The sequence below is a fragment of the Oceanicella actignis genome (genome assembly GCF_900111545.1).
Lineage (GTDB): Bacteria > Pseudomonadota > Alphaproteobacteria > Rhodobacterales > Rhodobacteraceae > Oceanicella > Oceanicella actignis.
On the sequence record NZ_FOHL01000001.1, the window covers coordinates 321,683 to 342,712 of the forward strand.

The 21,030-nt window shown below is 70.0% G+C and carries 22 protein-coding genes; 19 read left to right on the top strand and 3 right to left on the bottom strand.

Translation table 11 applies throughout. The annotated features are described in order from the left end of the window. Positions 1-125: 125 nt before the first annotated feature. From BMW67_RS01485 to BMW67_RS01515, 7 genes are all read left to right on the top strand, one after another. Positions 126-812, top strand: coding sequence for a response regulator transcription factor (locus BMW67_RS01485; RefSeq protein WP_072746865.1), 687 nt, complete (start codon positions 126-128; stop codon positions 810-812). A 222-nt stretch (positions 813-1,034) separates the two neighbouring features. Continuing rightward, on the top strand, positions 1,035-1,820 hold the full coding sequence (locus BMW67_RS01490; protein ID WP_072746866.1) for an exodeoxyribonuclease III: 786 nt from the start codon (positions 1,035-1,037) through the stop codon (positions 1,818-1,820). Positions 1,821-1,827: 7 nt separating this feature from the next. After that, positions 1,828-2,571, top strand: coding sequence for an enoyl-CoA hydratase/isomerase family protein (locus BMW67_RS01495; RefSeq protein ID WP_072746867.1), 744 nt, complete (start codon positions 1,828-1,830; stop codon positions 2,569-2,571). 236 nt (positions 2,572-2,807) lie between these two features. Beyond that, positions 2,808-4,025 (top strand): flagellin, encoded by a 1,218-nt coding sequence (locus BMW67_RS01500; protein ID WP_072746868.1) that lies wholly within the window; start codon positions 2,808-2,810, stop codon positions 4,023-4,025. A gap of 116 nt (positions 4,026-4,141) precedes the next feature. Further along, positions 4,142-4,519, top strand: a complete 378-nt coding sequence (gene flaF / locus BMW67_RS01505; protein ID WP_072746869.1) for a flagellar biosynthesis regulator FlaF — start codon at positions 4,142-4,144, stop codon at positions 4,517-4,519. Next, positions 4,519-4,923, top strand: a complete 405-nt coding sequence (gene flbT / locus BMW67_RS01510) for a flagellar biosynthesis repressor FlbT (RefSeq protein ID WP_072746870.1) — start codon at positions 4,519-4,521, stop codon at positions 4,921-4,923. The genes flaF and flbT overlap by 1 nt, the downstream gene beginning before the upstream one ends. Next, positions 4,920-5,732 carry a DUF1217 domain-containing protein gene (locus BMW67_RS01515; RefSeq protein ID WP_072746871.1) on the top strand — a complete coding sequence of 271 codons (813 nt, stop codon included), beginning with the start codon at positions 4,920-4,922 and terminating at the stop codon, positions 5,730-5,732. The genes flbT and BMW67_RS01515 overlap by 4 nt, the downstream gene beginning before the upstream one ends. Before the next feature lie 6 nt (positions 5,733-5,738). Here the strand turns inward: BMW67_RS01515 and BMW67_RS01520 are convergent, their stop codons facing one another. Then, positions 5,739-7,412 carry a Na/Pi cotransporter family protein gene (locus tag BMW67_RS01520; RefSeq protein ID WP_256598369.1) on the bottom strand — a complete coding sequence of 558 codons (1,674 nt, stop codon included), beginning with the start codon at positions 7,410-7,412 and terminating at the stop codon, positions 5,739-5,741. 268 nt (positions 7,413-7,680) lie between these two features. On the opposite strand from BMW67_RS01520, the gene phnD reads away from it, so the two are divergent. The 6 genes from phnD to katG all read left to right on the top strand — a co-directional run bounded on the left by phnD (position 7,681) and on the right by katG (position 14,459). Next, positions 7,681-8,661 carry a phosphate/phosphite/phosphonate ABC transporter substrate-binding protein gene (gene phnD / locus BMW67_RS01525; protein ID WP_072746872.1) on the top strand — a complete coding sequence of 327 codons (981 nt, stop codon included), beginning with the start codon at positions 7,681-7,683 and terminating at the stop codon, positions 8,659-8,661. 51 nt (positions 8,662-8,712) lie between these two features. After that, entirely contained in the window at positions 8,713-9,531 is an 819-nt protein-coding gene (gene phnC / locus BMW67_RS01530; RefSeq protein ID WP_072746873.1) for a phosphonate ABC transporter ATP-binding protein, read from the top strand. After that, entirely contained in the window at positions 9,528-10,361 is an 834-nt protein-coding gene (phnE, locus tag BMW67_RS01535) for a phosphonate ABC transporter, permease protein PhnE (protein WP_072746874.1), read from the top strand. Before phnC ends, phnE (BMW67_RS01535) begins: the two co-directional genes overlap by 4 nt. Continuing rightward, entirely contained in the window at positions 10,361-11,179 is an 819-nt protein-coding gene (gene phnE, locus BMW67_RS01540; protein WP_072746875.1) for a phosphonate ABC transporter, permease protein PhnE, read from the top strand. The genes phnE (BMW67_RS01535) and phnE (BMW67_RS01540) overlap by 1 nt, the downstream gene beginning before the upstream one ends. After that, a complete protein-coding gene (locus tag BMW67_RS01545) occupies positions 11,179-12,093 on the top strand; it encodes an HAD-IIA family hydrolase (RefSeq protein ID WP_072746876.1) in 915 nt (304 codons plus the stop codon). Before phnE (BMW67_RS01540) ends, BMW67_RS01545 begins: the two co-directional genes overlap by 1 nt. Positions 12,094-12,257: 164 nt before the next feature. Further along, positions 12,258-14,459, top strand: a complete 2,202-nt coding sequence (katG, locus tag BMW67_RS01550) for a catalase/peroxidase HPI (protein WP_072746877.1) — start codon at positions 12,258-12,260, stop codon at positions 14,457-14,459. A 170-nt stretch (positions 14,460-14,629) separates the two neighbouring features. On the opposite strand, the gene BMW67_RS01555 is transcribed toward katG, so the two are convergent. Continuing rightward, a complete protein-coding gene (locus tag BMW67_RS01555; RefSeq protein WP_245728424.1) occupies positions 14,630-15,307 on the bottom strand; it encodes a sugar transferase in 678 nt (225 codons plus the stop codon). 71 nt (positions 15,308-15,378) lie between these two features. Beyond that, complete coding sequence (locus tag BMW67_RS15625) at positions 15,379-15,576, bottom strand: hypothetical protein (protein ID WP_177174470.1); 198 nt, start codon at positions 15,574-15,576, stop codon at positions 15,379-15,381. A 25-nt stretch (positions 15,577-15,601) separates the two neighbouring features. Here BMW67_RS15625 and BMW67_RS01560 point away from each other — a divergent pair, with 25 nt between their 5' ends. From BMW67_RS01560 to rfbA, 6 genes are read left to right on the top strand one after another with little or no spacing between them, the layout of a single operon-like run. Then, positions 15,602-16,219: a polysaccharide biosynthesis/export family protein gene (locus BMW67_RS01560; protein ID WP_177174471.1), complete on the top strand. Its 618-nt coding sequence runs from the start codon at positions 15,602-15,604 to the stop codon at positions 16,217-16,219. A gap of 11 nt (positions 16,220-16,230) precedes the next feature. Then, positions 16,231-17,475 (top strand): hypothetical protein, encoded by a 1,245-nt coding sequence (locus tag BMW67_RS01565; RefSeq protein WP_072746879.1) that lies wholly within the window; start codon positions 16,231-16,233, stop codon positions 17,473-17,475. A 32-nt stretch (positions 17,476-17,507) separates the two neighbouring features. Then, positions 17,508-18,101 carry a dTDP-4-dehydrorhamnose 3,5-epimerase gene (gene rfbC, locus BMW67_RS01570; protein WP_072746880.1) on the top strand — a complete coding sequence of 198 codons (594 nt, stop codon included), beginning with the start codon at positions 17,508-17,510 and terminating at the stop codon, positions 18,099-18,101. Positions 18,102-18,103: 2 nt separating this feature from the next. Next, positions 18,104-19,153, top strand: coding sequence for a dTDP-glucose 4,6-dehydratase (rfbB, locus tag BMW67_RS01575; RefSeq protein ID WP_342707592.1), 1,050 nt, complete (start codon positions 18,104-18,106; stop codon positions 19,151-19,153). Continuing rightward, positions 19,153-20,073, top strand: a complete 921-nt coding sequence (gene rfbD / locus BMW67_RS01580) for a dTDP-4-dehydrorhamnose reductase (protein ID WP_072746882.1) — start codon at positions 19,153-19,155, stop codon at positions 20,071-20,073. Before rfbB ends, rfbD begins: the two co-directional genes overlap by 1 nt. Then, positions 20,070-20,966 carry a glucose-1-phosphate thymidylyltransferase RfbA gene (gene rfbA, locus BMW67_RS01585; protein WP_072746883.1) on the top strand — a complete coding sequence of 299 codons (897 nt, stop codon included), beginning with the start codon at positions 20,070-20,072 and terminating at the stop codon, positions 20,964-20,966. The genes rfbD and rfbA overlap by 4 nt, the downstream gene beginning before the upstream one ends. The last annotated feature ends 64 nt before the right edge of the window (positions 20,967-21,030 follow it).

Below are 21,030 nucleotides of genomic sequence, written 5' to 3' on the forward strand. Positions count from 1 at the left end.
GCCGCTGACGCTTGCGTGAAGGCGCAGCGCCGGGGTTTGCGCGCCGCGCGCGGCTGCGCCACATCGAAGGGGTGGCATCGCAAGGCCCCGCCCGGGGCCGCATGACGACGGACGGAGGAGAGAGCATGGCCGCGCTCAAGAAGATCCTGCTGGTGGACGACGACGCCGACCTGCGCGAGGCGCTGGCCGACCAGCTGGTGCTGACCGAGGATTTCGACGTGTTCGAGGCCGAGACCGGCGCCGCCGGCCTCACGCGCGCGCGCGAGCAGATCCACGACCTGGTGATCCTGGACGTGGGCCTGCCCGACATGGACGGGCGCGAGGTCTGCCGCCTGATGCGCAAGCAGGGCGTCAAGTCGCCCATCATCATGCTGACCGGACACGCCACCGACGCCGACGCCATCCTCGGCCTGGACAGCGGCGCGAACGACTACGTCGCCAAGCCGTTCCGCTTTCCGGTCCTGCTGGCGCGCATCCGCGCCCAGCTGCGCCAGCACGAGCAGTCCGAGGACGCGGTCTTCGCCATCGGCCCCTATGTGTTCAAGCCGGCGGCGAAGATGCTGGTGGACGAGAACGACCGCAAGATCCGGCTGACCGAAAAGGAAGCCAGCATACTCAAGTTCCTCTACCGCGCCGGCGACGCCGTGGTGCCGCGCGACGTGCTGCTGCACGAGGTCTGGGGCTACAACGCGGGCGTCACCACCCACACGCTCGAGACGCACATCTACCGCCTGCGCCAGAAGATCGAGCCCAACCCCTCGGAGGCGCGCCTCCTGGTCACGGAATCGGGAGGATACCGCCTGGTGCAGTAGCCGCCCCTTGCCCCGCGCGCGCGGGCGCCTAGATGTATTGCGCCCAAGGAGGAGCGACGCCGCGCGACGGCGGCGCAGGCCGGGTCCCCCTCGCCCGGCCGGATCCTTCTCCAAGGCGGCGCCCGGCGGCCCCCTCCCGCCGGGCGCCTCAGCGCCGCCGACGGGGTGTGCGCCGTCGCCACGGCGCGCTAAAAGGGCGGGGTCGCTTCTCCGGAGACCCCGATGCCCCTCACCGTATGCACCTGGAACATAAACTCGATCCGCCTGCGCGAAGGGCTTGTCCTGCGCCTGTTGCGCGAACACGCCCCCGACATCCTTTGCCTGCAGGAGATCAAATCCCCCCTCGACAAGATCCCCCTCGCCGGCTTCGCCGAGCTGGGCTGGCGGCACGTGGTCGCCCGCGGCGAGAAGGGCTACAACGGCGTCGCCATCCTCTCGCGCATCCCGCTCGCCGACGCGGGGCACGAGGACTGGTGCGCCAGGGGCGATTCGCGCCACGTCGCCGCCCGCCTGCCCGACGGCACGCTGCTGCACAACTTCTACATCCCCGCCGGCGGCGACGAGCCCGACCCCGTCGCCAACCCCAAATTCGCCCACAAGCTGGCCTTCCTTGACGAGATGGCCGCCCATTTCGCCGCCGCCGAGGGCCCGCAGATCCTGACCGGCGATCTGAACATCGCCCCGCGCGAGGACGACGTCTGGTCTCATCGCCAGCTTCTGAACGTGGTCTCGCACACCCCCGTCGAGGTCGAGAAGCTGACCGCCGTCATGCGCGCCGGCGGCTGGCGCGACGTGGTGCGCGAGCTCATCCCCCAGGGCAAGCTCTACTCGTGGTGGTCCTACCGCGCGCGCGACTGGTCCGCCTCGGACCGCGGGCGCCGGCTCGACCACATCTGGGCGCGCGGCGGCCCCGAAACCCGCGCCCGCGCCGCCCGCATCCTGCGCGAGGCCCGCGGGTGGGAGCGCCCCTCGGACCACGCCCCCGTCCTTGCCGAATTCGACATCTGAGGCCCCCATGATCCGCTTCCACGCCGAAAACGACGTCGCCACCCTGACCCTCGACCGCCCCGAGCGCCACAACGCGCTCGAGCTGGACGACATCGCCGCCCTGCGCCGCGCCCTCGACCAGGCCGCCGCCGCCAATCCGCGCGCCATGATCCTGACCGGCAAGGGCCGCAGCTTCTGCGCCGGCGTCTCGCTGGGCGACGTGGGCGGCGAGGCCTGGAGCGAAAACCCCCTGACCGCCCTGTGCGACGCGATCGAATCGCTGCCCTTCCCCACCGTCGCGGCGCTGAACGGCGGGGTCTATGGCGGCGGGGCCGAAATCGCGCTGTCCTGCGACTTTCGAATCGGCGTGCGCGGGATGCGCTGCTTCGTCCCCCCCGCCCGCCTCGGCGTTCACTACGAACCGGCCGGGCTGGCCCGCGCCATGCGCGTGATCGGGCTTCAGGCCGCGCGCCGCATGTTCCTGGCCGCCGACGAGTTCACGGACGAGGACCTTCTCCGAATCGGCTTCCTTGACGACCTGACCGCCCCCGAGGACCTGCCCGCCGTCGCCATGGCCCGCGCCCGCCGCCTGGCCGACCTGGCGCCCCTGGCGGTGCAAGGCATGAAGCGCACGCTGGGCGAGCTGTCGCGCGGCGCGCTCGACGCCCAGGCCGCCGCCCGCCGCGTGGCGCGCTGCTGGGCCTCCGAGGACCTGCGCGAGGGGCTGGCGGCGATGCGCGACAAGCGCGCGCCGGTCTTCAAGGGGCGCTGAGCCCTTGCAAAAAAGTTAATCTTTTCAATTCGATGAACCCGCCGGATTTTTCCGCGGCGGGTAACCGTCTCTTATGATTTTCCCCCGATGCTCGTCTCAGCAGCCCAGAAGGGGCCCTCGCGGCGAACGGCCACACCCGGCGCCGCAAACGTCAAGAAGGCGCGGAAGCGGCCGGCAAATCCCGGCCATCGACAATCCGCGGCGCTAAAGCGTCGCCCGCCAAGGGAAGACAGAGCATGAGCAGCATCCTGACCAACAACAGCGCGATGGTCGCGCTCCAGACCCTCAAGGGCATCAACAAGGGCCTCGACCAGGTCCAGAGCCAGATCTCGACCGGCAAGAAGGTCGGCAACGCCAAGGACAACGCCGCCGTCTGGGCCATCGCCTCGGTCATGCAGTCCGACGTCAAGGGCTTCAAGGGCATCTCCGAATCGCTGGCGCTCGGCTCCTCCACCGTCGCGGTGGCCCGCCAGGCGGCCGAAACCGTCACCGACCTTCTGACCGAGATGAAGGGCAAGATCGTCGCGGCGCAGGAAGACAACGTCGACCGCGCCAAGCTTCAGACCGACATCGTCGCCCTGCGCGACCAGATCGCCTCGGTGGTCGGCGCCGCCCAGTTCAACGGCCTGAACCTGGTTGACGGCTCGGTCTCCAGCGCGACCGTTCTCGCCTCGCTCGACCGCGACTCGTCCGGCAACGTGACCGCCAGCCAGATCACCGTGACCGCGCAGGACCTGTCGATCGGGACCTATACCGCCAACGACGTCTTCGGGACCGGCAGCTCTGCGACGGTTTCCGCGAATCAGGACACCTTCGTCATGTCGCTCGACGCTGGCGGCGGCAGCGAATCGATCATGATCCAGAACGGCACCATCGCCGCCTGGGCGGCCGGCGACAGCATCTCGATCAACATCGGCGAACAGACAGTGACCTATACGGTGACCGCCGAAGACGCGGCCGCCAGCACGCCGGCGGACATCGTGGCGGTGGGGCTGAAGAACGCCATCGACTCCCTGGGCATCTCGAACCTGGTGGTCGACTATGACAGCGCCACCCCGGGCGCGCTCGTCTTCACCAACAACGGCAGCGATGACCTGGCGGTGAGCGGCCAGTTCACGAATGCCGGTGCCGGCGGCTTGGGCGCCCTCCAGGGCATCGACGTCAGCACCGCGGCCGGCGCAGCCTCGGCGCTTGGCAGCATCGAAGGGCTGCTCACCACGGCCATCGACGCCGCCGCCGCCTTCGGCTCGGTCCAGAAGCGCATCGAGATCCAGGCCGACTTCGTGTCCAAGCTGACCGACTCGCTCACCTCGGGCATCGGCTCGCTGGTCGACGCCGATCTGGAAGAGGCCTCGGCGCGCCTCCAGGCCCTGCAGGTGCAGCAGCAGCTGGGCACCCAGGCTCTGTCGATCGCCAACCAGGCGCCGCAGAACGTCCTGTCGCTGTTCCGCTGACGCCTCGGCCGGGGCCGGCCGCCGGCCGGCCCCGGACCTGACCGGCCGCCGCCCAGCGCTCGAAAGGCGCGGCGCGGTCCCGCCGCCACCCGACAGCGCCACCCCAGGAACAAGCCATGCAGAACGCCGCCTACGCGCATACGGCCTACGGGAACGCGCAAACCGGTCTGCGCACGCCGCGCCAGGACGAGTATCGCGTGTTCGCCCAGGTCACCAGCCGCATCTCCGACGCCGCCGAACGCGGCAAGGAGGCCTTCCCCGACCTCGCAAGGGCCCTTTACGACAACAACCGCCTGTGGGCGGCCCTCGCCGCGGATGTGCTTCTCGACTCCAACCCCCTGCCGGTCGATCTGCGCGCCCGCATCTTCAATCTCGCCGAGTTCACGCGCCAGCACACGCTCCGCGTTCTCGCCGGCGACGCCGACCCCGCGGTTCTGGTGGACATCAACACCGCCGTCATGCGTGGTCTGCGCGGCTGCACCGGAGACGCCTGATGCCCGGCCTCATCCTGAAGCTCGCGCCCAATGAACGCGTCATGATCAACGGCGTCGTCATCGAGAACGGCCTGCGCCGCTCGCGCCTCAACATCCTGACGCCCAACGCCAACGTCCTTCGCCTGCGCGACGCCATCCATCCCGAGCAGGCCAACACGCCCGTCCGCCGGGTGTGCTACATCGCCCAGCTCGTCCTCGCCGGCGAGGCCGACGCCGCCCTGGGCCGCAAGCAGCTGCTCACGGGCATCGAACAGCTCAGCCAGGTCTTCACCGACCCGGACAGCCAGAAGCGCCTGAACGAAGCCACCGGGCATGTGCTCGAGCAACGCTTCTACCCGGCCCTCAAATCGCTCCGCGCCCTTCTCCCGCGCGAGGCGCGCCTGCTCGAGGTGGCCGCGCAATGACCTTCCAGCCGGCGATCCCCCTGAGCGGGTTTGCCGGTTGGCGCCTGCTCCAACGCACCGAGGCCGCCCAGCGCGAGGCCTTCAACGCGGACCCGCAGATTCAGCGCGACATCGCGTATTTCCGCGCTCACGCCGCCGAGGCGAAAACGGCCGAGGACCTGGTCAACGACCGCCGCCTTCTGAAGGTGGCCCTCGGAGCATATGGCCTCGACGAGGACATCGACAAGAAGGCCTTCATCCGCAAGGTCCTCGAAGAGGGCACGCTCGATCCTGAAAGCTTCGCCAATCGGCTGGTCGACTCGCGCTACCGCGACCTGGCCCGCGACTTCGGATACGGCGACTTCGCCGCCCGCACCAGTCTGTCGACCTTCGTCGAAAAGGTCATTTCGCGGTATCAGGAACGCCAGTTCGAGGCCGCCGTGGGCGATGTCGACAACGACATGCGGTTGGCGATGAACTTCCGCCGCGAGATCGGCGACGTCGTGTCCGGCGACAAGAGCGCCTCGACCAAATGGTTCGCCATCCTCGGCAACACGCCGCTGCGCGAGGTCGTCACCGCCGCCCTTGGCCTGCCCAACAGCTTCGGCTCGATCGACGTGGACAAGCAGGTCGAGATGCTCGAGCGCAAGAGCTCGGAGATCCTGAAGATCGACGATCCATCCGGCCTCGCCGACCCGGAGGTCATGGAAAACGTCATCAAGCGCTTCTTCATCAAGCAAAGCATCGAAAACGGCTCGACGACCTACAACCCGGCCCTCGCGCTCATCACCGCCGGCCAAAGCTCGTTTCAGAGCATCCTGAACTCCTGATCCGCGTCAGGCGCCGGCGTCCCGCGCGCCGGCCAGGCGGCTGGGCAGCAGCTCGCCCGCATCCTCCACGATGGAATAGGCGACGATGCACACGGCGCTGTGGACCTGCTTGAGCGCGCGAAGCATCTCCTGATGCAGGTTGCTGGTCTCGACGCTGGCCGAACTGTCGCGCAGACGCGCCAGATGGCGGGCCTGCAGCTCCTTCTCCATCTCCCGGATCGCGTCCTTCTCCTCGATCAGGTGCCGGGCGCTTTCCACATCGCCGCTCAGCAACAGGTTCAGCGCCAGCTGCACGTTGCCCAGAACCCGGTCGTGCAGCGCGGTCAGGTCCTTCAGACCGGCGTCCGAAAACCGCCGCCCCTCGTTGTTGAGGCGCCTTGCGATGGCCAGCATCTGGGTCGAGATCTGGTCGGCGGCGTCCTCGAAGCTGTTGGCCATGGCCGCGATCTCCATGGCGCGGCGCGACTGGGCGTCGGTGAGCCGCTCGCGCTGCAGCTTCGCCACATAGAGCTTGATGTCGAAGTGCATGCGATCGACCTGATCCTCGGCCTCGGCGATGAAGCCGGCGACCTCGTCGTCCCACTTGCTGCACAGCCCGAGCACCGGCGCCAACATGGCGTGCACCATTTCGCCCATGCGCAGGAGCTCGCGCCGCGCGCAGCCCAGCGCCAGATCGGGCGAGTCGAGAACCGAAGGATCCAGATTGCTGATGCGCGCCGGCCCCGGCGCCGTTCCGCGATCGGGCGCCATGATCGCCGCCAGCCGCAGCGCGCCGCCGGCAAGCGGCAGCGCCAGAAGCGCGACCGCCAGGTTGAACGCCAGGTGCAGGTTCAGCACCTGCTCGGCGGCAGTCGGCCCCAGCCGCGCAAGCTCATGTTCCAGAAACGCCAGCGCCGCCAGCGCGATCATCGCGCCGCCGCCGCGAAACAGCAGGTTCGCCAGAATGATCTGCCGCGCCGCGCTCGGCGCCGCCAGCGTCAGCACGGCTGGAATGGCGGCGCCGCCCAGATTGGCGCCCAAAGTCATGGCCCCGGCCGCCTGCGCGGGCAGCATGTCATGAGAAGCGAAGGCGACGAAGGTCAGAACCGCCGCAAGGCTCGAATGCATCGCCCAGGCCAGCAGCGCCCCCAACACGAACGCGCCGACAAGGTCCGACGACAGATAGCCGATGATCACGTTCACGATCGGGCTGTCGCGCAGCGGGGCCGTCGCCTCGCGGATCATGGCGAGGGCGACGAACGCCAGCCCCAACCCGATCAGCATCCGCCCGGCCTGCTTCATGGGCCTGTTGCGCGCGTTCATGAACAGCGCGACGCCAAGCAGCAGCAGCGGCGCGGTCAGCGCGCTCACCGGCAGCGAATAGAGCCGCGCCGTCAGCGCCGAGCCGACATCCGCCCCCAGCGTCATCGCCAGCCCCGCGCGCCCGGCCAGCGCGCCCGCCGAGACGAAGCCGGCGGCCAGGATCGCGACGGCGGTCGAGCTTTGCAGCGCCAGCGCGGCGGGCACGCCAAGGATGGCGGCGCGCAGCGAACCGCCATTCGCCGAGCGCAACGCCGCGCGCAGCTGGGGCATGAATCCGCGTTCGACTCCGGTGCGGATCATCCGCACCGCCCAAAGAAGAAGCGCAACCGCGCCGGCCAGATGAAGCGCGAACCCGACTATGCCGAACCTCCTGCGCAATGGGTGAAAGATGCCGCCGGGCGCCGATGCGCCGGGCGAGCGGGCAATTCAGCACCGAACGGCGCCGCGCGCAACAATCATCCTTGCGCGGGGCGCAAAAAACCGCAACGCTTCGAGCGAAACCGAAAGGAAGAGCGCGCCCCTGCATGCGACCCGCCTGTCGTCGAATCGTCACCGAAGTTTCGCCATGCCGTCGCGCGCAGGGGGCAGAACGCGCCGGATCGAAGCGGCGCGGTCCAGGGCCGCGCCAAACAGGGAGAGAAGACGCATGACCTCGATCACCCGCATCCTTGCCGGCGCGGCCGCGCTGCTGAGCGCCGCCGCCTTCGCCGTCCCGGCCTCGGCCGCCGAGGACTGCCCCCGAGGCGATCTCGACGCGCGCTATTGCGACCGCGACGGCGACCTCGTCGCCGACATCCCCGAGGATCCGTCGCAGTGGCTCGACCCTGACACGCTGATCTTCGCCTACACGCCGGTCGAGGATCCGGCCGTCTACAAGACCGCATGGTCGGACTTCCTGGCGCATCTCGAGAAGGTGACCGGCAAGAAGGTCGTGTTCTTCCCGGTCCAGTCCAACGCCGCCCAGATCGAGGCCATGCGCTCGGGGCGGCTGCACATCTCGGGCTTCAACACCGGCTCGAACCCGCTGGCGGTGAACTGCGCGGGCTTCCGTCCGTTCACGATCATGGCCTCCGACGACGGCAGCTTCGGCTACGAGATGGAGATCATCACCTATCCCGGCTCGGGCATCGAGAAGGTCGAGGACATCCGCGGGCGCAAGCTGGCCTTCACCTCGCCGACCTCTAATTCGGGCTTCAAGGCGCCCTCGGCCATCCTCAAGGCCGATTTCGACATGCTGCCCGAGCGCGATTTCGAGCCCGTCTTCTCGGGCAAGCATGACAACTCGATCCTGGGCGTGGCCAACAAGGATTACGACGCCGCCGCCATCGCCAACTCGGTCATGCACCGCATGATCCGGCGCGGCGTCATCACGCCCGATCAGGTCGTCTCGATCTACAAGTCCGAGACCTTCCCCACCACGGGCTTCGGCGTGGTCTACAACCTCAAGCCCGAGCTGCAGGAGAAGATCAAGGAGGCCTTCTTCACCTTCGACTGGGAGGGCACGACCCTGCAGGAAGAGTTCTCGAAGTCGGGCGAGTCGCAGTTCATTCCCATGAACTACAAGGACTTCTGGGCCGTCATCCGCAAGATCGACGCGGCCAACGGCGTCAAGTACACCTGCCAGTGACAGGAACCGCGCGGCGCCCGCCCCTGGGCGCCGCGCGATCATGAGGCGCGCATGCTCAGACTCGAGAAGCTGACCAAGACCTACCCGACCGGCGACATGGCCCTGCAGGCCGTGGATCTGGAGATTCCCGCCGGGCAGATCGTGGCCCTGATCGGCCCGTCCGGCGCGGGCAAATCCACCCTCATCCGCTGCATCAACCGCCTGGTCGAGCCCAGCTCGGGCGCGGCCTGGCTGGACGACGTGAACCTGACGCGGCTGAGCCAGGCGGCGCTGCGCCGGCAGCGGCGGCGCATGGGCATGATCTTTCAGGAATACGCGCTGGTCGAGCGCCTGACGGTGATGGAGAACGTCCTGTCCGGGCGCCTGGGCTATGTGGGCTTCTGGCGCAGCTTCACGCGTCGCTTCCCGCAAAAGGACGTGGACGAGGCCTATCGCCTGCTCGACCGCGTCGGCCTGCTGGACATGGCCGACAAGCGCGCCGACGAGCTGTCGGGCGGCCAGCGCCAGCGCGTGGGCATCTGCCGGGCGCTGATCCAGGACCCGGCGCTGCTGCTGGTCGACGAGCCGACGGCCTCGCTCGACCCCAAGACCAGCCGCCAGATCATGCGCCTGATCGTCGAGCTGTGCGCCGAGCGCGGGCTTGCCGCCATCATCAACATCCACGACGTCGCGCTGGCGCAGATGTTCGTGAACCGCGTCATCGGCCTGCAGAAGGGCCGCGTCGTCTTCGACGGCCCGCCCGACGCGCTCACCGCCGAGGTGCTGACCCAGATCTACGGCGAAGAGGACTGGGAGGCCACCATCCGCAAGCCCGAGGACGAGGACGAAGCAGAGGCTGCGCCGCTTCCCGCCGGCGCGGGGGGCGCATGACCGTCAGCGAAGCCGAGGCGCAGATGGCGCTCGAGGCGCGGCTGGGCCGCCCTTGGCGCAAGCCGCCGCTGATCCGGCGCGCCTGGCTGCGCTGGGCGCTGGGGATCGGGGCGCTGGTCTATCTGGCGCTGGCCGTCGCCTCGGTCGAGGTCAACTGGGCCCGCGTCTATGAGGGGCTGGACCGCGGCGCCGCCTTCATCGCCGCCTTCATGAGCCCCGACTTCACCAGCCGCGCCTCGGACATCTACGCCGGGATGCTGGAAAGCATCGTGATGACGGTGGCGGCCTCGGTGGTGGGCATCGGCGTGTCGATCCCCATCGGGCTGGGCGCCGCGCGCAACGTCGCGCCGCTGCCGGTCTATCTGGCCTGCCGCGGCCTGATCGCCGTCAGCCGCGCGTTTCAGGAGGTGATCGTCGCCATCCTGCTGGTCGCGATCTTCGGCTTCGGGCCGCTGGCCGGGTTCCTGACCCTGTCCTTCGCCACCATCGGCTTTCTGTCCAAGCTGCTGGCCGAGGACATCGAGGCCATGGACCGCGTGCAGGCCGAGGCCGTGCGCGCCACCGGCGCGCGCTGGCTGCAATGGATCAATTACGGCGTCCAGCCGCAGTTCATGCCGCGGCTGATCGGGCTGTCCATGTATCGCATCGACATCAACTTTCGCGAAAGCGCGGTGCTGGGGCTGGTCGGCGCCGGCGGCATCGGCGCGACGCTGAACACCGCCTTCGACCGTTACGAGTTCGACACCGCCGCGGCGATCCTGATCATGATCATCGCCATCGTGATGGGGCTCGAATACCTGTCCGGCATTGTCCGCGCGAGGGTGCAGTGATGGCCGAGCGCATCGACCCCCAGGGCCGCCGCATCTGGCGCCGTTTCACCCCCGCGCAGTCGCTCTTGCGCTGGAGCGCGTGGCTGATCGGCGTCGCGGCCTTCGTGTGGTGCTGGAACCGCATCTCGGAATCGACGACGTGGTTCTTCGTGTGGGACGCGCCGCGCATCGCCGGCGACATCCTCGACCGCGCCACCCCGCCCGACTGGTCCTACATCGACCGGCTGTGGGTTCCGCTGTGGGACACGATCAACATCGCCACGCTGGGCACGCTGGGGGCGCTGGTCATGGCCGTGCCGGTGGCGTTCCTGGCGGCGCGCAACACGACGCCCTCGCGCTGGCTGCTGCGCCCGCCGGCGCTGCTGATCATCGTGGCCACGCGCTCGATCAACTCGCTGATCTGGGCGCTGCTTCTGATCGCGATCATCGGCCCGGGCGTGTTCGCGGGCATCGTGGCCATCGCCATCCGCTCGATCGGCTTCTGCGCCAAGCTGCTTTACGAAGCGATCGAGGAGATCGACGAAACCCAGGTCGAGGCCATCGCGGCCACGGGCGCCTCGCGCTGGCAGGTGATGGCCTACGGGATCGTGCCGCAGGTCATGCCCGCCTTCGCCGGCGTCGCGGTGTTCCGCTGGGACATCAACATCCGCGAATCCACCGTGCTAGGGCTGGTCGGCGCCGGAGGCATCGGGCTCGAGCTGTCCTCGTCGCTGAACACGCTGGCCTGGGGGCAGGTGTCGCTGATCCTGCTCATCATCCTTGCCGCCGTCGGCGCGAGCGAGTGGGTTTCGGCCAAGGTGCGCGGGGCGATCATCTGATGACGTTGCAAGAGCGCGAAGCCTCGGGCCCCGAGGCGATCTTCGCATTGTATCTGCGCGCCGCGCCGCGGCTGCCGCGCGCGCCGCGCCGCGGCGCGGCGCGGCCGGCGCCCGATCTGGGCGCGCTGGCCGCCTCGTTCGACCTGTTCGTGCTCGACGCGTTCGGCGTCTTGAACATCGGCGAGCGCGCCGTGCCCGGCGCGGCCGAGCGCATCGCCCGGCTGCGCGCCATGGGCAAGAAGGTGGTGGTCGCCACCAACGCCGCGGGCTATCCCAAAAGCCGCCTTCTGGCGCGCTACGCGGCGCTGGGTTTCGACTTCGCGCCGGACGAGGTGGTTTCCAGCCGCGAGACCCTGCTGGCCGCGCTGCAGGACCAGCCCCCGCGCCGCTGGGGCGTGATGGCCGACCCCGCCTGGGGCGAGGAAGAGCTCGAGGGACTGGACGCGCGTTTCCTGCTGGACGATCCAGCCGACTACGCCGGCGCCGAGGGCTTTCTGCTGCTGGGCTCGGGCGCGTGGACGCCCGCGCGCCAGGCCATGCTGGCCGAGACGCTGGCGCGCGATCCGCGCCCGGTTCTGGTCGGCAACCCCGACCTTGCGGCCCCGCGCGACCGCGGCCACAGCCAGGAGCCGGGGCGCTTTGCGCACATGCTGGCCGAGATCCCCGGCGTGACGCCGCAATTCTACGGCAAGCCCTTCGGCGCGATCTTCGAGCGCGTCCTGGCCCGCGCCGGAACCGCCCCCGAGCGCGCGGTGATGGTCGGCGACACGCTGCACACCGACGTTCTGGGCGGGCTTGCGGCGGGCATGTCGGCGGCGCTGGTGACGGATTCCGGCTCGATCCACCAGGGCCGCGCCGGGCGCGACATGGCGCGCGCCGATCTGTGGCCCGATTACGTGCTGCCGCGCATCTGAGGGCCCGGGGCGATAGGTTTTACCTATCGTCGACCGAAGAATTTCAAATTTTTCCAAATCGCGCAAAGCTGCTACCAATCCCCTGCCAAGCGATGCGCCGCCCCCTGGGCGCGCGTCGCCGACCAGCCGCGCGCATCGCGCCGCGGCCATGACAGGAGAGCACCATGAACGTTCACGCGAGCGGCGGGGGCAAATGCCCCGTCATTCACACGCAGGCGCGCCTCGGGGCGCGTTCGATCCGCGACTGGTGGCCCAACCAGCTCAACCTCCGCATCCTGCACCAGCAGCCCCCGGCGGGCGATCCGCTGGCCGGCAAGGTGGACTATCGCAAGGAGTTCCAGAAGCTTGACCTCGAGGCCGTCAAGCGCGACCTGCACGCGCTGATGACCGACAGCCAAAGCTGGTGGCCCGCCGATTACGGCCACTACGGCGGCCTGTTCATCCGCATGGCCTGGCACTCGGCCGGCTCCTACCGCACCGGCGACGGCCGCGGCGGCGCCTCGCGCGGGAACGAGCGGCTGGCGCCGCTGAACTCGTGGCCCGACAACGCCAACCTCGACAAGGCGCGCCGGCTGCTGTGGCCGATCAAGAAGAAATACGGCGCCCGCCTGTCCTGGGCCGATCTGATGATCCTGGCGGGCAACATGGCCATCGAGTCGATGGGCGGCAAGATCATCGGCTTCGGCGGCGGCCGCGAGGACATCTACGAGCCCGAGGAGGACATCTACTGGGGCCCTGAATCCGAATGGCTGGGCGACTCGCGCCACATGAAGGAGGGCGAGCTCGAAAGCCCCCTGGCCGCCGTTCAGATGGGCCTGATCTACGTCAACCCCGAGGGGCCGAACGGCAATCCCGATCCGCTGGCCTCGGCGCGCGACATCCGCGAGACCTTCGCGCGCATGGGCATGAACGATTACGAGACCGTCGCCCTGACCGCCGGCGGGCACACCTTCGGCAAGACCCATGGCGCGGGCGATCCGTCGCATGTCGGCCCAGAGCCCGAGGCCGCGCCGATCCACCAGATGGGCCTCGGCTGGATCTCGACCTACGGCAGCGGCAAGGGCCGCGACGCCATCACCTCGGGTCTCGAGGGCGCCTGGACCCCGAACCCGATCCGCTGGGACACGGGCTATTTCGACGTGCTGTTCGGCTACGAGTGGGAGCTGACCAAGTCGCCCGCCGGCGCCTGGCAGTGGACGCCCATCGGCCTCAAGCCCGAGGACATGGCCCCCGATCCCGAGGATCCGTCCAAGCGCGTGCCGATCATGATGTCCACCGCGGACATGGCCATGCGCATGGACCCCGAGTTCGAGAAGATCTCGCGCCGCTTCCACGCCAACCCCGACGAGTTCGCGGACGCCTTCGCCAAGGCCTGGTTCAAGCTGACCCACCGCGACATGGGGCCGAAGATCCGCTATCTGGGCCCGGACGTGCCCAAGGAGGACTTCCTGTGGCAGGACCCCCTGCCGGCGGCCGATCACCCGCTGATCGAGGCCGAGGACATCCGCGCGCTCAAGGCGCGGCTGCTGGACTCGGGGCTGACGACGGCCGAGCTGGCCAAGGTCGCCTGGGCCTCGGCGGCCACCTTCCGCGGCTCGGACCGGCGCGGCGGCGCCAATGGCGCGCGCATCCGCCTTGCGCCGCAGCGCGGCTGGGAGGTCAACGAGCCCGAGCTTCTGGCTCGCGCCCTGCCGATCTACGAAGCGATCAAGGCCGAGTTCGACGCCGCCGCGCCCGGCGGCAAGAAGGTGTCGCTGGCCGATCTGATCGTGCTGGGCGGCGCGGCCGCGATCGAGAAGGCGGCGCGCGACGCCGGCCATGAGGTCGAGGTTCCCTTCGCTCCGGGCCGCGTCGATGCGGGCGAAGAGCACACCGACGCCGAGTCCTTCGAGGTGCTCGAGCCGGTCTATGACGGCTTCCGCAACTACCTCAAATGCGACTTCGCCGTTTCGGCCGAAGAGCTGCTGCTCGACCGCGCGCAGCTTCTGGGCCTGACCGCGCCCGAGATGACGGCGCTGATCGGCGGAATGCGCGTTCTGGGGCTGAACCACGGCGACTCGCCGCATGGCGTGTTCACCCGGCGCAAGGGCCAGCTGACCCGCGACTGGTTCGTCAACCTTCTGGACATGAGCGTCGAGTGGCGTCCGACCTCCGAGAAGGCCGACCTGTTCGAGGGCCGCGACCGCGAAAGCGGCGAAACGCTGTGGACCGCGACCCGGGTCGATCTGGTGTTCGGCGCGAACTCGCAGCTGCGCGCCATCGCCGAGGTCTACGGCGCCGACGACGCCGACGAGCGCTTCGTGCAGGACTTCGTCGCCGCCTGGAACAAGGTGATGAACGCCGACCGCTTCGACCTGCACGGCTGAACCGCCCGGGCGGGGCCGCGCGCCCCGCCCGACGCGATCCGCCGGCCGGAGCCCGGCCCCGCGCATCCGCCGCGGACAGGGCCGGACGGAAAAAGGAAAGGCCCGCGGGCGCTGCCGCCCGCGGGCCTTCTTCGTTTCCTTGCGTCGGTCTTCCGGGTCGCGGGCGCCGCTCAGCAGCCGGTCTGCCGCAGCACCACCCCGACCGTGCGCAGGATCGTCGCGACATCGGCCGCCAGGCTGATCTCGCGCGCATAGCGCGCGTCATGCACGGCGCGGGCCGCGAAGGACGAATCGTTCCGGTCGCCCACCTGCCAGTAGCCCGTCAGCCCCGGGCGCAGCGCGTAGTAGGCCGTGCCGGGATAGAGCTCTTCCTGCTCGGGCAGGAAGGGGCGCGGGCCGACCAGGCTCATCTCGCCGCGCAGCACGTTCCACAGCTGCGGCAGCTCGTCGAGCGAGGACTTGCGCAGGAAGGCGCCGATCCGCGTCACGCGCGGATCGCGGCGCAGCTTCTGACGCTCGCGCCACTCGCGGGCGGCCTCGGGGTCGCTCTCCAGCAGCCGGGCCAGGCGCGCCTCGGCGTCGGGCACCATCGTGCGCAGCTTCCAGCAGCGGAAGCGCTTGCCGCCCATGCCCACGCGCTCTTGCGAATAGAAGGCCGGCCCGCCGTCGCGCCGCACCAGAAGCGCCAGCAGAAAGACCACCGGCGCCACGATCGGCGCGGCGGCGATCACCAGCAGCAGATCGAGCGCCCGCTTGCCCCAGCGCGCATAGATCCCGCGCGCGCGGCCCTCGGCTTCGGCCATGCCATGGGCCAAGCCCGAACGCCCCTCGGTCGCTTCGTGATACAATGCCTCATCCCCCATCGTCGGCGAAAATCCGCCGCTCGGCTTGCGCCGATCCGTAAAAATCGCTCCGCCGCTCAAAAACGACGCGGCATCACAACCACCTCACAGGCGTCAAGGTCCCACAAGGTTTGATAAAATTCAACCTGAATCTGGGTAAATCCCGGCGCGTCCGGCCCGCCCCGCGCGCCGCGGGGCGTGCGGCGCTTGCGCGGCGGCGGCGTTTGTAGTGATATGCGTCCAATGCATTTTCCATCGCGCTGCGCCATGCGCATGCGCCGCTTTCCGGGGGGACGGAACTTGAAGAAACTGGTGTTCGCCGCGATGGGCCTTCTGGCCGCGATTCTCTGGAGCGCCGACCAGGCCGGCGCGCAGGAAGAGCTTTACAAGATCCAGCCGGGCGACCAGCTGGCCGTTTCGGTTCTGGAGGATCCGAACCTCAACCAGACCGTTCTGGTGCGCCCCGACGGCCGCATCACCCTGCCGATCGCCGGCTCGGTCCGCGCCGAGGGGCTTTCCCCCGAACAGCTGCAGGAGGTGCTGCGCAAGCGCTTCGCCCGCGGCTTCGAGATCACGCCGACGGTGACCGTCTCGCTGCGCTACATCGCGGCCCGGGACGAGGTGGTGGACGAAGAGCAGGCCGCCACCGTCTTCGTCATCGGGCAGGTGGCGCGCCCAGGCGCGCTCGAGCTGACCCGGCCGACCAACCTGCTGCAGGCCTTGGCGCTGGCCGGCGGACCGGGGCGCTTCGCGAAGCTGGACGGGATTCAGCTGCGGCGCCACGACGAAGACGGGACCGAGACGGAGGTCATGACCTTCGATTACGAGCGCATCGAAGACGGCATGGCCGCGCTGGGGAACGTCCTTGTCAAGGACGGCGACGTGATCGTCGTTCCCGAACGCGGCCTGTTCGACTGAAGGCGCGCGGCATGGCGCGCATGCGCACGACCCCCGCCGCCCGCCGCCGCGCGCTGGCGGCGACGGCGGCCGCCGCGGCCGCGGCGCTGGCGGGGCCCGGCGCGGCCGACCAGTCGCTGCGGGCGACGCTCAGCCAGACCTTCGCGGCCGCGACGAACCCCACCCTTGCGACGGATGGCGGCGATTCCGGCCTGCGCTCGACGACGCGCCTGAACCTGGCCTACGCCCTCGAAACGCCGCGCTCGTCGCTGTCGCTGGCCACCGGCGTGGACGCGACCCTGGCCACGGGCGACGCCGAGGACGACCTGACGGGCCTGTTCCCCGACCTGTCCGCCGCCTACGCCTACGCCTTCGACGACGCCACGCTGCGCGGCACGTTCGGGCTGGTGGTGCGGCCGGTCAACTACCTGGCCACCGAGGGCGTTCTGGTCGTCGACGAGGGCGGAGAGGTCGCCATCGAGGACCGCGACTTCGAGGACACCTCGACCGAAATCACCTGGCGCGCCGGGCTGAGCCTGTCGCACGAGATCAACGCCCGCAACAGCGTCTCGCTCTCGTTCAACGTCCGCGACACCGACTATTCCAGCGTCGCGGCCGGATCGACGCTGACGCCCACCCGCACGATCTCGGCCGGCGCCGGATGGAGCGTGGCGCTGACCCCGCGCACCGGGGCGGGGCTCAACACCTCGCTCAGCCGCTTCGAGGCGGACGACGCGCGCGACCGCGAATCCTGGACCTGGAGCGCGAACGCCAGCGTCTCGCACGACGCCACGCCGCGCCTGTCGCTGAGCGGGCGCCTGGGCCCCGCGGTGACCTTTTCCAAGCGCACCAGCACCATCACCGGCCGGCGCGAGAGCGACACGCAGCTGTCCGCCGACGCCGGCTTCGGGCTCAGATACGAGGGGCCGGACACGGTCTATTCGCTGGGTCTGAGCAACGACGTCACGCCCAGCTCGCTCGGCGCGCTGAGCAACGTCGCCTCGCTGCGGCTGGGGCTGAGCCACGCCGTCAACGCCGACACCAGCCTGGGCGCGAACGCCACCGTCGCCTTCCGCACGGCCCTGTCCTCGACCGACGAGGACACGATCGAGGACCAGCTCTCGACCGGCTTCGGCATGAGCGTCTCGCACGCGCTGACGCGCACGGTCGACCTGACGGCGGGCTATTCGTATTTCTGGCGCGACACGGAAGGCGCGCGCGGCGACAACCACCGCGTCTACCTGACCCTGAGCAAACGTTTCGACCTGCTGCCCTGAACGCGCCGCCGCGCGCATCCCGGAAGGACGCGATGGAGATCGAGGATCTGGGCCTGCCGGGCCTCAAGCTGATACGCCCGCGCCGCTTCGCCGATGCGCGCGGGTGGTTCTCGGAAACCTGGAACGCCCGCGCCATGGCGGCGGCCGGGCTGGCGCACGACTTCGTGCAGGACAACCACTCGTTCAGCGCCGCGGCGGGCACGCTGCGCGGCCTGCACTACCAGGCGCCGCCCGCCGCCCAGACCAAGCTGGTGCGCTGCGTGGCGGGGGCGATCTGGGACGTCGCGGTGGACGTGCGCCGCGGCTCGCCCACCTTCGGGCGCTGGGCCGCAGCGGTGCTGTCGGCCGAGAACGGCGCGCAGCTGCTGGCGCCGCGCGGCTTTCTGCACGGCTTTCTGACGCTGACTCCGAAGGCCGAGGTCATCTACAAGGTCGACGCTCATTACGACGCGGCCTGCGACGGCGCCGTGGCCTGGGACGACCCCGATCTGGCCATCGCCTGGCCGCTGGCCGAGGCCGGCGTGACGGCGCCGATCCTGTCCGACAAGGACGCCGCCGCGCCGCGCATGGCGCAATTCGCCTCGCCCTTCGTCTACGATCCTTCGCCGCAGGAGGGCGAGGCATGAGCATCAAGCTTCTGGTCACCGGCGGCGCCGGCTTCATCGGCTCGGCCGTCATCCGCAACGCCATGCGCAACGAGGGCGCGCGCGTGGTCAACGTCGACAAGCTGACCTACGCCGCCACCCCCGAGGCGCTGGAGGAATGCGCCGACAGCCCCGACTACGCGCTCGAGCGCGCCGACATCGCCGATCTCGAGGCCATGCGCGCCGTCTTCGCGCGCCATCAGCCCGACGCGGTGATGCACCTGGCGGCCGAATCCCATGTGGACCGCTCGATCGACGGCCCGGCCGAGTTCATCCGCACCAATCTTGTCGGCACCTTCACGCTGCTCGAGGCCGCGCGCGAATACTGGTCCGCCCTTCCCGGCGCGCGCAAGCAGGCGTTCCGCTTCCATCACGTCTCGACCGACGAGGTCTACGGCAGCCTCGGCCCGGACGATCCGCCCTTCACCGAGACCACGCCCTACCGGCCCAACAGCCCCTATTCGGCCTCGAAGGCCGGGTCCGACCACCTGGTGCGCGCCTGGGGCGAAACCTATGGCCTGCCGGTGGTGACCTCGAACTGCTCGAACAATTACGGCCCCTGGCAGTTCCCCGAAAAGCTGATCCCCGTCATGGCCATCGCCGCGCGCGAAGGCCGCCCCATGCCGGTCTACGGCCAGGGCCTGAACGTGCGCGACTGGCTGCATGTGGACGACCACGCGCGCGCGCTGTGGCTGGTGCTGACGCGCGGGCGCGTGGGCGCGACCTACAACATCGGCGGCCGGGCCGAGCGGACCAACATGCAGGTGGTGCGCGCCATCTGCGCCTGGATGGACGCGCGCTATCCCGACCGCGCCCCGCACGAGCGCCTGATCGAGCACGTTCAGGACCGCCCCGGCCACGATCTGCGCTACGCCATCGACGCCAGCCTGATCGAGCGCGAGCTGGGCTGGACCCCGCGCGAGACGTTCGAGAGCGGGCTCGACGCCACGCTCGACTGGTTCATGGCCCACGAGCCCTGGTGGCGCGAGATCCGCGCCCGCCGCTATGACGGCAAGAGGCTGGGAACGGGCTGATGCGCATCCTCGTCATCGGCCGCGGCGGACAGCTTGCGCGCGCCCTGGCGGCGGCGCGCAGCCCCCATGAGCTGATCTTTCTGGGCCGCGAGCAGGCCGACCTGACCCGCCCCGACCAGGCCGCGCGGGCCGTGGCCGCGCTGTCGCCCGATCTGGTGGTGAACGCCGCCGCCTACACCGCCGTCGACCGCGCCGAGCAGGAGCCCGCCCTGGCGCACGCCGTCAACGCCGAGGGCGTCGCCGCCCTGGCCCGCGCCGCGGCCGAGGCGGGCTGCGCGCTGGCGCATGTCTCGACCGACTACGTCTTCGACGGCGCGCGGGCGGGCGCGTGGCGGCCCGACGATCCGACCGGGCCCCTTTGCGTCTACGGCGCCTCGAAGCTCGAGGGCGAGCGGCGCGCGCTGGCGGCCAATCCGCGCACGCTGGTCCTGCGCACAAGCTGGGTGTTCTCGCCCTGGGGCAGGAACTTCGTGCGCACCATGCTGGGACTGGCGGCGCGCGAATCGCTGCGGGTGGTGGACGATCAGATCGGCCGTCCGACCTCGGCGCTGGACCTGGCCGAGGCGATCCTGGCCATCGCGCCGCGCCTGACCGCCCCCGCCGGCGCGCCGGTCTGGGGGGTGCAGCACTACGCCGGCTCGGGCGCGCCGGTCAGCTGGGCGGGCTTCGCCGAGCGCATCTTCGCGCGCGCCGCGGCGCTGGGCATGATCGCGCGCGCGCCGCGCATCGAGCGCATCGGCGCCGACGAATACCCCACTCCGGCGCGGCGTCCGGCCAACTCGACGCTCGACTGCACGGGCTTCGCGCAGGTCTTCGGCGCCCCGCCCGCGCCATGGGAGGAAGGGCTGGAGCGCGTGCTGCGCATCATCCAGGCCGAAGAACCCGAAGCATTTTCAGCCGCAAGGGGTTTGCAGACATGAAGGGCATCATTCTTGCCGGCGGCTCGGGCACGCGGCTGCACCCGGTCACGATCGCGGTGTCCAAGCAGCTGCTGCCGGTCTATGACAAGCCGATGATCTATCACCCGCTCAGCACGCTGATGCTGGCGGGCATCCGCGAGATCCTGGTCATCACCACGCCGCACGAAGCCGAAGCCTTCCGCCGCCTTCTGGGCGACGGCGCGCAATGGGGCCTGTCGCTGAGCTACGCCGTCCAGCCCAGCCCCGACGGGCTGGCGCAGGCCTTCGTCATCGGGCGCGACTTCGTCGGCGCCGACCGCGTGGCGCTGGTTCTGGGCGACAACATCTTCTACGGCCACGGGCTGGTCGAGCTGCTTGCCGCCGCCGCCGCGCGCGAAAAGGGCGCGACCGTGTTCGGCTATCACGTGCGCGATCCCCAGCGCTACGGCGTCGTGCATTTCGACGATCAGGGCCGCGCGCTGGACATCGAGGAGAAGCCCGCCGAGCCCAAGTCGAACTACGCGGTGACGGGGCTTTATTTCTACGACAACGACGTGCTCGACATCGCCGCCGCGGTCCGCCCCTCGGCGCGCGGCGAGCTCGAGATCACCGACGTCAACAAGGCCTATCTGCGGCGCGGCGACCTGTTCGTCGAGATCATGGGCCGCGGCTACGCCTGGCTCGACACGGGCACGCATGAAAGCCTGCTCCAGGCGGGCGCCTTCGTACAGACCATCGAGGACCGCCAGGGGTTCAAGATCGCCTGTCCCGAAGAGATCGCCTGGCGCAAGGGCTGGATCGACGACGAGGCGGCGCTGGCCCTGGCGGCGCCGCTGCGCAAGTCGGGCTATGGGCGCTATATCGAGGATCTGGTCGCCGGCGCCCGCGGCCGCGCCGCCCCCCCGCGCGCCTGACGCCCCGCCCCCGACGCCCCGCCCCCAACGCCCCGCCCCGACCGCAAGCCCCGCGCCGCGCCCG

Bases quoted from the DNA above. Each gene is read 5' to 3' on its own strand.
- BMW67_RS01485 (WP_072746865.1), top strand. From the start codon at position 126: ATGGCCGCGCTCAAGAAGATCCTGCTGGTGGACGACGACGCCGACCTG.
- BMW67_RS01490 (WP_072746866.1), top strand. From the start codon at position 1,035: ATGCCCCTCACCGTATGCACCTGGAACATAAACTCGATCCGCCTGCGC.
- BMW67_RS01495 (WP_072746867.1), top strand. From the start codon at position 1,828: ATGATCCGCTTCCACGCCGAAAACGACGTCGCCACCCTGACCCTCGAC.
- BMW67_RS01500 (WP_072746868.1), top strand. From the start codon at position 2,808: ATGAGCAGCATCCTGACCAACAACAGCGCGATGGTCGCGCTCCAGACC.
- flaF (WP_072746869.1), top strand. From the start codon at position 4,142: ATGCAGAACGCCGCCTACGCGCATACGGCCTACGGGAACGCGCAAACC.
- flbT (WP_072746870.1), top strand. From the start codon at position 4,519: ATGCCCGGCCTCATCCTGAAGCTCGCGCCCAATGAACGCGTCATGATC.
- BMW67_RS01515 (WP_072746871.1), top strand. From the start codon at position 4,920: ATGACCTTCCAGCCGGCGATCCCCCTGAGCGGGTTTGCCGGTTGGCGC.
- phnD (WP_072746872.1), top strand. From the start codon at position 7,681: ATGACCTCGATCACCCGCATCCTTGCCGGCGCGGCCGCGCTGCTGAGC.
- phnC (WP_072746873.1), top strand. From the start codon at position 8,713: ATGCTCAGACTCGAGAAGCTGACCAAGACCTACCCGACCGGCGACATG.
- phnE (WP_072746874.1), top strand. From the start codon at position 9,528: ATGACCGTCAGCGAAGCCGAGGCGCAGATGGCGCTCGAGGCGCGGCTG.
- phnE (WP_072746875.1), top strand. From the start codon at position 10,361: ATGGCCGAGCGCATCGACCCCCAGGGCCGCCGCATCTGGCGCCGTTTC.
- BMW67_RS01545 (WP_072746876.1), top strand. From the start codon at position 11,179: ATGACGTTGCAAGAGCGCGAAGCCTCGGGCCCCGAGGCGATCTTCGCA.
- katG (WP_072746877.1), top strand. From the start codon at position 12,258: ATGAACGTTCACGCGAGCGGCGGGGGCAAATGCCCCGTCATTCACACG.
- BMW67_RS15625 (WP_177174470.1), bottom strand. From the start codon at position 15,576: ATGCGCATGGCGCAGCGCGATGGAAAATGCATTGGACGCATATCACTA.
- BMW67_RS01565 (WP_072746879.1), top strand. From the start codon at position 16,231: ATGGCGCGCATGCGCACGACCCCCGCCGCCCGCCGCCGCGCGCTGGCG.
- rfbC (WP_072746880.1), top strand. From the start codon at position 17,508: ATGGAGATCGAGGATCTGGGCCTGCCGGGCCTCAAGCTGATACGCCCG.
- rfbD (WP_072746882.1), top strand. From the start codon at position 19,153: ATGCGCATCCTCGTCATCGGCCGCGGCGGACAGCTTGCGCGCGCCCTG.
- rfbA (WP_072746883.1), top strand. From the start codon at position 20,070: ATGAAGGGCATCATTCTTGCCGGCGGCTCGGGCACGCGGCTGCACCCG.